Source organism: Lysinibacillus sp. ACHW1.5 (assembly GCF_022014815.1).
In the GTDB taxonomy this organism is placed as follows: domain Bacteria; phylum Bacillota; class Bacilli; order Bacillales_A; family Planococcaceae; genus Lysinibacillus; species Lysinibacillus capsici.
This window is the reverse complement of record NZ_CP091777.1, coordinates 2,025,577-2,037,890: the sequence shown is the minus strand read 5'-3', so window position 1 is coordinate 2,037,890 and position 12,314 is coordinate 2,025,577. Positions and strand designations below refer to the sequence as shown.

Genomic DNA, 12,314 nt, shown 5'->3' with positions numbered 1-12,314 from the left:
AGCTAGTTCGCTAGCATATCATTGGGCCAGCTAGTCGAGTCTGATAATTGATATGTAACCATATTGGCTGTCACAGCGAGAATAACACCCGCTCGGGACATATGAGAGGTATTTGGCTTTTCTAATACAAGGACCACGTAGCCCTCTCCACGTCCTTGCTCATCAAGCGCATTCGTCGCATTGATTTCAAAGGTGGAATACGTTTGCTCATTCGTTGCATACAAAAGTCGTTCTTCATCATACACGCCATGTTCTTTTAAATTATAGCTGACAGGCATCCACCCTTCAGACCATTCAATACTGCCTATCATTTCTCGTTTCCTTCTGGCAAGACGTCCAATGGAATACCTAAAATATATCTTCATAATCGCTTGATTGTCTTCATTTTTTCCTTCACAAGTGGCTGTCACTTCAAGCATAATATCATTTTTTAAAAGCTTTTTCATAAACACTAAAGCCACAGTGACAACACAGATAAATAGTACTATACCCAAGATGATAAATGCCATTAGGTCCCTCCTAGTATTACAATTGCTGTTAATACAATATTACCATGTTCTAGGAGGGATAGGAGCTTTTCACCAAACAATCTTAGAAATTGACACAGGCATAAAGGATAAGACAAAAAGTGATTATTTGTTGGCTTGAAGCTCAACTGTAAGCGTAAAAGGTATTTTTAAGTATTCATAGTGTATTGTTACTTTCTGGTTGTTAGATGCTAGAACTTGTACTGCATAATGCTGTGGCTGCTCGCCAATAGCTTGTTGATTTATGTATCTTTGAGGTACGATCGTTCGCTGTGCTAATTTATGAAAAGATAGTTGATCATTTCCCTCTAGCTTTGTTTCCGCCTCAAAAGGTTCTGACTTACTTATTACAAGCTTCGCGTTATCAGGACGCTGATCATTCACCAGTATTTGCTTTAGCTTAATTTCACGCAGCCCTGTATTTTCAAGTGCGATGATTTTGATTGCTTCATTGCCTTGTTTGCTGCTATAGCTTTGAATAACAAGTGGTGGATTGCTCTTGAGATAAATCATAAAGATTGCCCCGACCACAAGCACACTCAGTACTAAAATAAATAGTATTTTTTTCATACTTTCCCTCTCTTTCCTCCCAACTAGTATAACAAAAACAACCTGACTTATTGACAGTCAAGTTGTTTTTGTAAACGTATTTCATCTCGTATTGGAATACCATCATTACCAATGAGTGGGATAGAAGGCTTATAGGCTCTTGCTTTTTCCACTGCATTACGCAGTATTTCTATTAAACAATAGCCTCGTTTTTGATAGAATTTCAATGCATGTAAATTATCGTTTGTTGTAATAAGTGATATGCTTGTACAGCCCTGCTCCATTGCTGCTTGTTCTACCGCTTTCACAAGAGCAGAACCAATACCTTTCCCCTCAACCGTACTATCTAACGAAATGATTTCACAGTCCTCTTCTCGCATGATATAGGTGATTAAACCGATCATCATTTGTTGCTCATTCATAAAAGCAAAGCCCGCTAATTCACTACAATCATAAATGCCACTGGAAATGACCATCTCTGTCGTACCCCAATGTTCCTGAAAAAATTCGCTTACAGTTTGTTTTGGTAGTTGATGTATGGCAATAATCGTCATGTTATAAACCCCTTCTTAAATGGAAATATGAAAAACCCCTGCAATCGCTTTTTGTATGCCTAAAAATACAGCCCAGGATAGTACACCAAGTCCAATAGCTAGTACAATATGTACAGAGGATTTCATCGCCATGTAAATCACAAATAGCATGCACATCGTTGCGGGCAAGCCAACGATAACGCCTACTGTAAAGCGTTGAATATGCTCACTCGACTCACTTTGCACGGTCAGCCAAATAATGCTTAAAATACTCACCAATGGCAACGCAGCAATAATGCCTCCATAGGTAGGGAATCGACGTGCAACCTCCGTCACAACGCCAATGATGGCTGCTGAACTCAAAATTTTAAAGAATGTATACATTATTTTGCCACCTCACTTAGACGTCGAAACGCCTGTAGAATGGCTTGCTGCTCCTGCTCAGTTAGCTGATTAAGGGCTTGCTGTAGCTTATCATCATCTAGCTCCGAGTTTTTCTTCAACACTTGTAGCCCTTCTGCTGTCAAATGTAGCATGACCTTACGCTGGTCGTCACTTGCACGCTCCTTCATCACCCAGCCATGACGCTCTAGCTTTTTCACATGCTCTGATGCCGTATTAGGAGAAATATTTAGTAACCCTGCAATATCACGCACCGTCACTTCCGCTTCCTTTTGAATCATTTGCAAAATACGCACACTTTGATGGGAAATAACATCTTCATGGGTTGTATGTAGATGATAGAATATCGTTGTAAAATAATCATTTATATCTTTAATCATTGTAATAGCTCCTTTAATATATCGTTCCACACGATTATATCGTATAATACGATACATTAAAAGCTACCTCGTTAAAGTTTATATTTTCAGATATTTTTCTTCAGTAAGCTTAGCATTTGATAGCCATCTGAGGGTAATCCTGCATAGGGCTTATACCAGTTTGGATAAATTAGCGGGAATGCTGTTGCAAGAAATTGAAAAGTATTCCAATAAAAAAGGCCATTAAAAAAATAGTGTATCCCTGCATAATCAGTAAAATAACGGGCTAGATAGCTGGCACAAAGTAATACTGCTAAAGACATGATAGGACCACCCGCTATAAATCCAAGCGACTGCTTGCGCGTTAAATTACCCCTTTTTTGCGGGGTACAGAAGCCAAAAAATCCCCATCGAATATGGAAATGTATACGACCTATACGCAAGGTTTCAGGAGAATTTTTTGCCCCCAAATAAACATGGGCTCGTTCCTTTGAACATACTATAACACCCAATGCATGCCCAATTTCATGCAACAGTGTGGAGATTGGTATGCCTATTACATATAAAAGCATAAAGGATAGAATGGACATCACAACTCACCCCCTCCCAAACATTCTATCTATTTTTCATAAACATCTATCTTTCTGCGTTTCTTGCTAAATAGTATCAATGAGTACTTGTGAACACTCTCTTTCCACAGTATTATTACTCTATTCTGAATTTAATTGAGGGCACCCCATGTTATACTTTCTCTATTTAGTAGGTGGCACAATCATGGTGCTAGCGCTACTACTTAGCCAATCTAAGTATTTATTTTTATCAGGTATTATTACGGCCTTACCGATATTGACGCTCATTAATATGGGCATGCAAATGAAAAATATGAAAGAAGATACCTTTCATGCTGTTCTTCAAAACACGGTATTTGGAGCGGTCGGCATGCTATTATTTACTGTGCTCACGTTTCTCCTAACAAGCTGGTTTAAACCAGGCATCTCTGTTATGAGCGCGCTCGCTGTCTATGCCCTATTTATGCTTTCTGGCAAATATATTTTATCCATGTTGGCCTATAGAAAAGGAGCTGCCTTTTGACAGCTCCTCAATGATTGCCTACCCTTTGATTATTTTCACATAAACACCCTGCTCAAACCTTTCCAAAGCAGAGACATTCATTGCTTTGACATGGTTAGATACCTCGCTCGCCTTCCATAGTTGCTGTTGATGATAGATAGCTGGATCGATGAGTCGCACTTTATTGCGAAAATGAATGTCATAATTCTCTTGTTCTTCTCTTACCTCTACATTTTCATGTAATTGTTGTAAAAGAGCTTTAACGTCTCGATCATGTGAAGCCTTCATCTGCTGCAATACCTCATGATCAGTCTTTAGGAAATCTTCAAGCGTTAGAATTTGTTTTGCTAGCGACAGTTTTAATACATGCGCTAACGAACTTGTCGCATAGATATTTAAAGGGTGCAAGAAAAAATCTAACACTTCCTGATAATAAATTTTTACAAACCATTCTGCACGTTCAATCGTTTTAACACACAATTTCCCCTGAAAAACGAATAAGTCCTGTAAAAATTTTTGGATATCTTCCAAGGATGAATTTCCATAAAAATACATATCTCTTGATGTATAATCTATACGATCCGCACACAATGCTGGAGCAGGTTGTTCAAGTAACGACCATCTGGATGTATCTAGTATGTTCTCTACCTCGTAGCCATATTTTTCAAGAATCGCAGGTATCGAAGACTGTTTGATAACATCCATGAATATTGCTTCATGATAATCTTCCGCCTCATTTTCAAGGACAACATCCACCACATGGGAAAAAGCGGTATGGGACACATCATGTAATAAGCCTGCCACCTGCTCCTGCAATGAACCGCCAAACTGTCTAATAAGCAGCATGACACCTACAGAATGCTCAAATCTTGAAATAGTCCACCTGCTATTTACTAGAAAGCCTGCCCCAGCCTGATGAATACCCTTTAAGCGTTGAACTGGCTTACTTACAATCAATTCCTCTAACAAACCATCGATTTCGAACTCCCCATATAAGGGGTCACTAATCAGCATTTATATTCTTCCGACTAATCACAAAGACTCCACCACAATGCGATAGTGGGTAAAAGGTTAACTCACAAATTTCCTGTAAGGCGACCTTTAGCTCCTCATGGACAAAGTAAAATTCATCCTCATCCCAGTATCCCTTACTATCTTGACGACATTGCTCCAGCTGCTCTCTTGTCTGGAAAGCTACATCGCCAATTAAAATTTTCCCTGTTGGTGATAGGTGCTGTAATAATTGTGTGATATACAAAGACTTTTGCTCATCTGTAAAATGATGGAGCGCATATGTACTAATAATCGCATCATAGGGCTGCTGTAATAGCTCCTGTGGCAAGCCATTCATTAAATCCCACTCCATTAAGTGAGCCTCTGGCATTTTTTCCTTGGCAATGGCAATCATGTTCGCAGAAAAATCAAAGCCATAAATCGAATGCCCCTGTTCATAAAGCTTCGCCGTTAATACCCCTGTTCCAAAGCCAATATCTAAAACTGTGGAAGCGGGAACAGCCATCACTTCATTGAAAATTTTATTTAAAATCGCTTTATAGCCTGCAAATGGGTATTGATACTTTTCCTCACTGTGTTGTACCGTTTGGTCGTATCCATCGGCCCATAAATCAAAACCTTCTTTATTTAATAGCATAGTGCCTCCTACAATGTATAAATTCTCCAAGCATTCATTAATATACGTTCAGTCATCTGTTTCATCATAAATCCCCCTTCATTAACCAATTCAGTCCATTATACCAATTTATTACCTTTCCAACAATTCAGAAAATAAACAGTGCATTATCAATTTTCAAATTTTCATAAGCTGTTATAATCAATATGTATAAAAATTACAATAAACATTCTGGATAATATTTTATTATAAATTCCCAAAATATTACCATATTCAACTTTTTACGATATAATAATAATATTGGGTAGTTAAAATATAAAAGGAGATGACTTAATGCAAGGTACAAACAAAAAGGCGTTGTTATGGATTAGCATTCTAATGAGCTTAATGTCCATTTTCTTTGCATCTTTTGGTTCTAACAAATTTGGAGCCCCATTCCCCTTTATAAGTTACATCGGTGAGAATGAGTTATCATCCGCAATTGCTATATTTACTATAAATGGCATTACTCAAATTCACTTTAATATACTTTATTTCTTTATAAATGTTACACTAATTTACTTTATTCTTTTTTATGGTAGAAATATAATTAGTTCATTAAAATTACTTAAACAATCCTAATTCTTATACATCAAGATTACAAAAATTAGCCTAACAAAAGAAAAATAAATAGTGTCCTGCATATAATGAAGATGGAAATGTTGATTATAGACAAACAATTTCGTCTAATAAATTTGCATGAACCTTTGCATCTTATCCCATTGTAAAGGGAGTAAATTTCAAAACAATTCAAGAGCAATTAGGGCAATCACATGTTACTATATCTATAGACACTTATAATTTTTAACAAATTAATGTAAATTGGTCGCCTGTTTAATTCAACCTATTATAAAACCTTATGTAAAACCCATATAAATCAACGTTTCCTTTAAAGGAGGGATCTAAATGATCGCATTCACTTGTAATGCATGCTCTAGAACGACTTCTTTAGGTCAAAGAGGTCAAGATTAAGTTATAAACTAACAGAAATTGAATGATCTCTTTAGGCCAAAAAGTAATCAAATAGCCTAATAAACAGGAGAGATTTCAAATGGAACAACAAACAATTCAGCCGTTTTTAACGGTTGCCAACTATCATTTACTAGAACAGCAATTAAATAAAATTTTACATGCACTGACAACAACAAAGGATAAAAACGTTATCCTAGCAGTACGTGGCCTTGTTGATACGGAGGTAACGACAAAATTAGCATTATCAGCAGCAGAAACAATGCTGATTGACCAGCTTTTTGCTGTCACAGATCGTGCACAAGGCGATGCATTTTTAGAGCAATTAAAACCATATGTCATCCCGTTCAAGCCGGTGACCGCTAGTACGCTTAAAGCCTTATTTAAAAAGGAAAAGAAGCTCAAGCTACCAAATCTAGAAGCACTCGATTTTCAGCAAATTTGTTATCTTGCTTGGGATGATGCTGGCACACATCGAAAGTATGTTGTCCTTGAGCAAAATGGGCAGCTAAAAGGGATCAAAGGGATATTTGCCAATAACACGGTTCGCGGCATTTGCGCTATCTGTAATCGCCATTCAGATGTAGGCCTATTTACTACCTCCATTAAAGGACAGGTGGTTGGCACGTTTACCAACCACAGTAATTACATTTGTGCAGATAGTCAAACATGCAATGTACATGTTACGGATATGAACAGAACACTGGAGTTTTTCGAGCGTATTACACAAAAATAAATGAACAAAGGCAGAAATGTTGTGCAAGCAACATTTCTGCCTTTAAACTTTAAAAGAATTACTCTTAGGGTATAGAGAAATGTTATCGGTTGGGATTACGATCAATAAATTCCTCTATTTCATCGGCTAATCCGTACACAAGATGGAAATAGTGTTTCTCCGTCATGACACCCTTTTTTCGCCATTTTTGCATTTCTTCATAATGAAATTGATAAAAATAGCCTTCTACCTCTCTTCTAGCAATTCCTTTTTTCTCCGCCATCTCTGCAATCGAAAGACCTTTCCTCCACTCTTGGTCGTATTCCTGCACTGTCATGCCCAAAAATTTATTTATAGCTTCATAATCATATTTCACATGGTATACAAGAATACCTTCCTTATTTTCTTCTGCATATACGGTTGTAGAGAATGAGAAAACTACGATCAATAAAAGCACATACACTTTATTGGCACTTTTCATTTTGGAACCCCCATACTTTTTGAGGTTAATGTGTGTGGTTCTCATCATTACTATGTATGAAGGAAATCGTGGAAGTGATGAAGAATGTCAGCGAAGAAGAGAAGATTTTTTATTCTTCCTTCGTGAATGATTTAGTCCAAAATACCAGGGCTTGTCATTAGTCATGTAATACAAAATGGAGCATGATACTATTCACGCAAATTTTCAATTCTACGTTCTTATCGATCGATATCTCTTGTCTAAAATCGATTAAGTCCTTTTCCTCTACATGAATCATTTTCGCGACACTAGCCGTTGAAAACATGTAATCCTTAATGAGGTCATTCAAAAGCAATGCGGCTCTTTCCCTTGCATCAAGGCCTTCAAAGCCAGCACATAACATAGCTATTTTTCGTTCAATCTTATCTAGCTGCTCCGTCGTGATGCTGCCCTTGTTATTCAATAAACTATCCAGCTCATTCATTGGTAAATCAACTATTTTCGCAAGTTGCTGATGATTGAAACTGAATTTTTCAGCCACTTCTTGAATTTGCTGTTTCAGGTAATCGAATCGGGAAATATCCGTGACAAAAGATACTTCTGCCCTATCCTTCCATTCTTTCACAGTAGTAACCCTCTTTTCATTCTTTTTGATGTATCAAATGAAACTATATTAAAAATGAGGACGCCAAAAAAGTGGCAGTATTAATAAAAAAACGGAAATCGTAATAAAAATGGTAGTGGTTGTAGGAGATAATTTTTGGCGATATGGACCATTATAAAATCCCGAAAACTGCAGTTTATTACGATAGAGGACAAACAATAAACTATATATGGCGATTCCCCCCAGCCACCCAGCGTATGAACCATCAACATTTATTCCAAAAGAGGTATAAATAAGCCTAGCGCCTCCCCACATCACGCATCCAATAATGGAAAAAAGGATAATAATTCTTATTAATTCTAAAAATATTTTAAATGTAATCATCCATAGTTTTCTTATTTCCTTCACAAGCTCTCTCCACCTCCACAATCTGTAAAATTATTATAACACTTCCTGAATTAGTAATTCACTTAAACCAAGAATGTATAGTCGTCTATGGTGAGCTTACTTGTTGTGTCTTAATACGGTTTCAACATGAATTGGATAGGAATTATAGAACAAAGTATAATTGGTGGGAATGTATACTTTTATGATTTCCGCTTTATGAAAAATGACACGATTCCACCAAGTATCGAGTATTCACTGACAGAAGAATGAAAAAAACTTAATGCCCTCACTAGTATTAATAGCCAACGAATTCAAAAGAAAAAACCAACTTTATGCTAAAAAGCTGGTCTCGTCATTCAATCATTCATTTATGCCTTGCTGTTTTGCATCTTCATAAAGAGCCAGAAAAGGTTGGCAATTTCTTCAGCTTCATATTTATAAATCGTTTCAGCGAAAGAAGCACGAAATGGCTGTAGCATGATCTCTAAAACACTCAAGCGGGGTGTTTCTCTCTTCATTTCATCCAAAAGCAAGCTAGAGAGTTCGAGTGATTTTTGTGGAAGTTCGATTGTCGAGATTTTTTTACAAAATTTCTCTAATTTCTCTTGTATTTCTTTATTAGTAATGGACTTATAGGCTAGATCCTTTTCTAATAAAAACATTTCCTGAGGCTCTAATAGAATTTCTCCACTCTTAATCATTTCTGGCAGAAAACTTTCTACATATTTCAATGACCGGGTAACCACTTTTTTTAGATCTATCGTCATATTAGTAGCCAAATTCCAATAAAAAGATAAATATTGGAATGTGCCAAAAAAGACGACCGCACACTCATAATAATAGTGCTTTCCTTCTTCTCCATAAATATCATAGAATCTGTTTTTTAACCAGGTGATTTCATGAAAGCGATGTTCCGCAAGAATTTCTTGCAGCTCTTCATCATGCAAAAAGGAGATTTCTCGAAATAATGGCATTAAATTATATTTTTCTTTAATTTTTAATGTGGCGATTAATTGTTCAATTAAAACGTCTACATCATCTTTTTTCTTACCAACTAAAATTTCCTCTTTTAAAACATTTCGCTCTTGACGATTTTGCTCTAATACGGCTTTCAGGCATTCGTTTTTAGATGAAAAATAATTATAAAATGTACCTTTCGAAATATTTGCCTTATCTAAAATATCCTGAACCGATGTATGCTGATACCCTTTCTCAGTAAATAATTGTAATGTTGATTCGATAACGATTTGTTTACGATCTTTCATACATTTCTCCAATCTCTAAACACAATAACGAACTTACTACAATTATACTAGGAAAACTAGATTTCTTAAACTATGCAAATTTGATACTAGAGGTCCTCACTCTGTAGTGCCAGTCCAAATCGGTTAGGTTTTTCTAAAATGTATGGATAGTAAAAAACCTTCTGCACACACTACTTTTCAGGAGGTGATATTTAATGGCGAATAATAACAACAACCAAAATTTCAACTCAAAAATTCCTAATGCAGCTCCAAACGCAATGAATTCAATGAATGTTGAATTCGGGAACGAGACTGATGTTAATCAAATCAGACAACAAATTCAACAAGCTGAAGCTAAAAAGCAACAGGCTTCTGGTTCTATGAACGCAATGAAGTCAACGAACGTTGAATTCGGGAACGAGACTGATGTTAATCAAATCAGACAACAAATTCAACAAGCTGAAGCTAAAAAGCAACAGGCTTCTGGTTCTATGAACGCAATGAAGTCAACGAACGTTGAATTTGGGAATGAAACTGATGTTAACCAAATCAGACAACAAATTCAACAAGCTGAAGCAAACAAAAAATTTGCTTCAGGTAAATTTGCTAACGAAAATAATTCAAAATAGCTTTCATTCAACATCCGCAGCCGGCATCCTTGCCGGTTTTTTGTTTCTCCCAATTTTGGTTAATTCCTTCAGCATAAAATTCTCGCTTTAGATTTTCATTCAGGTAAACCGAATTTACATACATCCAAAATGATTCGATTCAAGTTATCAATTTGTTTTTTTAAAAAAATTTTTTGCTTCTTCTATTTGCTCCTTTGGTAGAGTCCGCAGTAATTCTTCTTCTAACCACGCTATCGTTTTGCTTCTTAAATAATTTCGCATGTGTTCTTCCGCTTCCAGCATGACACTATTGATCGTACAGTTCGATTGACTTGAACAAGACTCACACTTTTGTTTTTTATTTTGATAAGCAAAATTTGCTTTAATATTCTTACACTGAAATATCGGATCTTCACCTTCAACAGCTCGTACAACATCCCAAAATGTAATATCTTCAGGTTTTCTATTGAGTCGATAACCCCCTTTTACACCAGATACCGAGCTAACAATGCCTTCCTTGGACAATTTCCCTAAAACTTTTGAAAGATAGGTCTCCGATAATCCTTGAAATTCTGATAAATCCTTTATTCCTATACTTTCATTTTTTGGTACATCAATTAAATAAACAAGACTGTGTAGGGCATATTCAACCATCACACTATATTTCATTATTCCACCCTCTTAAAACATTTTGCTTACCATGATAGTAACACATTTTAGCTATACATAAATGAATCAGTTTGACAAACGAAAATGAAAAGCGTATATTGTAGACAAAGTTAATCAACGATTAAATAAATCGACGATTAGTAACAACTTTATTTAACTGGAGGATTTTTATGCGTAAACTACTTGTGATAAATGCACACCCTGAAGTGGAGTCAAAGACATCTTTGAGCCTTCAAGTATTAGATCATTTTCTAGGGACATACAAAGAAAATAAACAGGATGATGAAGTAATTGAGCAAATTAATCTATATGAAGACGTTGTTCCGATGATAGATAAAATTGTTTTAAGTGGCTGGGAACATTCACGAAATGGAGATCCTTTAACACACGAAGAAAATGAAGTTTTGGAACGCATGAATGAAATTTTAGTTCAATTTAAAAGTGCTAATAAATATTTAATTGTAATGCCTTTGCATAATTTTAATATTCCTTCAAAGCTAAAGGATTATATGGATAACATTCTAATTGCGCGAGAAACATTCAAATATACGGAAAATGGTTCCGTGGGCTTATTAAATGATGGAAGGAGCATGATCATCATACAGGCAAGTGGTTCAATTTATACAAATGGCGATTGGTATACCGAAGTGGAGTATTCTTACAAATACCTTAAATCAATGTTTGCCTTTCTTGGAATAGAAGATTTTAATATTCTTCGTGTCCAAGGAACAGCCTTATTGAATACAGAAGATGTCTTGCAAAACGCACTTGATCAAGCGGATCAATTATCCGTTGAATTAGCTAATAAATAATGGAGGGATTCACAATGACACAACGTATGAATTATTATGAAATTGCACCAGATGCTATGAAGATAATGATGGAAATGGAAAAATACACGAAGAAAAGTGCTATTGAGAGAAAGCTTCGTGAGCTCATTAAAATTAGAGCTTCTCAAATTAATGGCTGTGCCTATTGCATCAACATGCACACTGCTGATGCGAAGAAAATGGGAGAGACTGAACAGCGCTTATACTGCATTAGCGCTTGGAGAGAATGTACTTTTTATTCAGATGCTGAAAAAGTAGCATTAGAATTAACGGAACATATTACGCTTATTCCAGAAAAACGCGTTCCTGATGAATTATATGAACGTGTTCGCAAGTATTTTGATGAAAAGGCTTATGTCGATTTGGTTATCTTGATTAATCAAATTAACAGTTGGAATCGAATTTCTATTGCTATGGGCAATGTTGCGGAATCATAAATGGCTGCCTTAACAGGTAGCTATTTTTCTTATAGTAGTTTGATATCAATTGGAGTCGTATTTTCATTTGTCAGTCCCCCCTATCTCCCTTTAACAAAATGTTCAAATGTTTGTTTAGGAATAAAAAAATTTCCCGGGTAAGCGCAAGAATAGACAAATTCAATCCCACATTCCTCCATCAAGCGACTGATTTCTTCCTTTTCCTTGCCTTTTGAAATACTGGCAGAAGGCAGGGGCTATAATTATTTCCTCTTAAATGTCTTCTATGACCATGCAATCTT

General features: G+C 36.0%; 18 protein-coding genes. 5 read left to right on the top strand and 13 right to left on the bottom strand.

The features are described from left to right. Positions 1 to 2 precede the first annotated feature (2 nt). From L6W14_RS09995 to L6W14_RS09970, 6 genes are all read right to left on the bottom strand, one after another. Complete coding sequence (locus L6W14_RS09995) at positions 3 to 509, bottom strand: hypothetical protein (RefSeq protein WP_237900655.1); 507 nt, start codon at positions 507 to 509, stop codon at positions 3 to 5. Positions 510 to 632: 123 nt separating this feature from the next. Then, positions 633 to 1,097: a hypothetical protein gene (locus tag L6W14_RS09990; RefSeq protein ID WP_131520336.1), complete on the bottom strand. Its 465-nt coding sequence runs from the start codon at positions 1,095 to 1,097 to the stop codon at positions 633 to 635. Positions 1,098 to 1,144: 47 nt separating this feature from the next. Beyond that, positions 1,145 to 1,630 carry a GNAT family N-acetyltransferase gene (locus L6W14_RS09985; RefSeq protein ID WP_048394534.1) on the bottom strand — a complete coding sequence of 162 codons (486 nt, stop codon included), beginning with the start codon at positions 1,628 to 1,630 and terminating at the stop codon, positions 1,145 to 1,147. Positions 1,631 to 1,645: 15 nt separating this feature from the next. Continuing rightward, the gene (locus L6W14_RS09980) at positions 1,646 to 1,993 is read right to left on the bottom strand and encodes a DUF3147 family protein (protein WP_016993931.1); all 348 of its coding nucleotides are present in this window, start codon (positions 1,991 to 1,993) and stop codon (positions 1,646 to 1,648) included. Further along, complete coding sequence (locus L6W14_RS09975; RefSeq protein WP_227744883.1) at positions 1,993 to 2,448, bottom strand: MarR family winged helix-turn-helix transcriptional regulator; 456 nt, start codon at positions 2,446 to 2,448, stop codon at positions 1,993 to 1,995. Before L6W14_RS09975 ends, L6W14_RS09980 begins: the two co-directional genes overlap by 1 nt. 29 nt (positions 2,449 to 2,477) lie before the next feature. Further along, on the bottom strand, positions 2,478 to 2,960 hold the full coding sequence (locus L6W14_RS09970) for a hypothetical protein (protein WP_237900654.1): 483 nt from the start codon (positions 2,958 to 2,960) through the stop codon (positions 2,478 to 2,480). Positions 2,961 to 3,108: 148 nt separating this feature from the next. On the opposite strand from L6W14_RS09970, the gene L6W14_RS09965 reads away from it, so the two are divergent. Beyond that, positions 3,109 to 3,462 (top strand): hypothetical protein, encoded by a 354-nt coding sequence (locus L6W14_RS09965; RefSeq protein ID WP_227744884.1) that lies wholly within the window; start codon positions 3,109 to 3,111, stop codon positions 3,460 to 3,462. Between the two features lie 18 nt (positions 3,463 to 3,480). Here L6W14_RS09965 and L6W14_RS09960 read toward each other — a convergent pair whose 3' ends face one another. Further along, on the bottom strand, positions 3,481 to 4,455 hold the full coding sequence (locus L6W14_RS09960; protein ID WP_237900652.1) for an HD domain-containing protein: 975 nt from the start codon (positions 4,453 to 4,455) through the stop codon (positions 3,481 to 3,483). After that, the gene (locus L6W14_RS09955) at positions 4,445 to 5,092 is read right to left on the bottom strand and encodes a class I SAM-dependent methyltransferase (protein WP_066036856.1); all 648 of its coding nucleotides are present in this window, start codon (positions 5,090 to 5,092) and stop codon (positions 4,445 to 4,447) included. The genes L6W14_RS09960 and L6W14_RS09955 overlap by 11 nt, the downstream gene beginning before the upstream one ends. A gap of 1,069 nt (positions 5,093 to 6,161) precedes the next feature. Between L6W14_RS09955 and L6W14_RS09950 the strand changes: the two genes are divergently transcribed. After that, positions 6,162 to 6,815 carry a FusB/FusC family EF-G-binding protein gene (locus L6W14_RS09950; protein WP_131520341.1) on the top strand — a complete coding sequence of 218 codons (654 nt, stop codon included), beginning with the start codon at positions 6,162 to 6,164 and terminating at the stop codon, positions 6,813 to 6,815. 82 nt (positions 6,816 to 6,897) lie between these two features. On the opposite strand, the gene L6W14_RS09945 is transcribed toward L6W14_RS09950, so the two are convergent. The 4 genes from L6W14_RS09945 to L6W14_RS09930 all read right to left on the bottom strand — a co-directional run bounded on the left by L6W14_RS09945 (position 6,898) and on the right by L6W14_RS09930 (position 9,510). Next, entirely contained in the window at positions 6,898 to 7,275 is a 378-nt protein-coding gene (locus L6W14_RS09945; protein WP_237900650.1) for a hypothetical protein, read from the bottom strand. A 157-nt stretch (positions 7,276 to 7,432) separates the two neighbouring features. After that, positions 7,433 to 7,879, bottom strand: coding sequence for an HTH domain-containing protein (locus L6W14_RS09940; protein ID WP_237900648.1), 447 nt, complete (start codon positions 7,877 to 7,879; stop codon positions 7,433 to 7,435). Positions 7,880 to 7,927: 48 nt separating this feature from the next. Beyond that, positions 7,928 to 8,266 (bottom strand): hypothetical protein, encoded by a 339-nt coding sequence (locus L6W14_RS09935; protein ID WP_237900646.1) that lies wholly within the window; start codon positions 8,264 to 8,266, stop codon positions 7,928 to 7,930. Positions 8,267 to 8,613: 347 nt separating this feature from the next. Continuing rightward, a complete protein-coding gene (locus L6W14_RS09930; RefSeq protein ID WP_237900644.1) occupies positions 8,614 to 9,510 on the bottom strand; it encodes a TetR/AcrR family transcriptional regulator in 897 nt (298 codons plus the stop codon). Positions 9,511 to 9,704: 194 nt separating this feature from the next. Between L6W14_RS09930 and L6W14_RS09925 the strand changes: the two genes are divergently transcribed. After that, the gene (locus L6W14_RS09925) at positions 9,705 to 10,118 is read left to right on the top strand and encodes a gamma-type small acid-soluble spore protein (RefSeq protein ID WP_066036862.1); all 414 of its coding nucleotides are present in this window, start codon (positions 9,705 to 9,707) and stop codon (positions 10,116 to 10,118) included. A gap of 147 nt (positions 10,119 to 10,265) precedes the next feature. On the opposite strand, the gene L6W14_RS09920 is transcribed toward L6W14_RS09925, so the two are convergent. Next, a complete protein-coding gene (locus L6W14_RS09920; RefSeq protein WP_103118029.1) occupies positions 10,266 to 10,766 on the bottom strand; it encodes an RrF2 family transcriptional regulator in 501 nt (166 codons plus the stop codon). A 170-nt stretch (positions 10,767 to 10,936) separates the two neighbouring features. On the opposite strand from L6W14_RS09920, the gene L6W14_RS09915 reads away from it, so the two are divergent. Both L6W14_RS09915 and L6W14_RS09910 read left to right on the top strand, forming a co-directional pair. Next, positions 10,937 to 11,578: an FMN-dependent NADH-azoreductase gene (locus L6W14_RS09915; RefSeq protein ID WP_131520346.1), complete on the top strand. Its 642-nt coding sequence runs from the start codon at positions 10,937 to 10,939 to the stop codon at positions 11,576 to 11,578. A 14-nt stretch (positions 11,579 to 11,592) separates the two neighbouring features. After that, complete coding sequence (locus L6W14_RS09910) at positions 11,593 to 12,033, top strand: carboxymuconolactone decarboxylase family protein (RefSeq protein WP_131520347.1); 441 nt, start codon at positions 11,593 to 11,595, stop codon at positions 12,031 to 12,033. Positions 12,034 to 12,314: the final 281 nt, after the last annotated feature.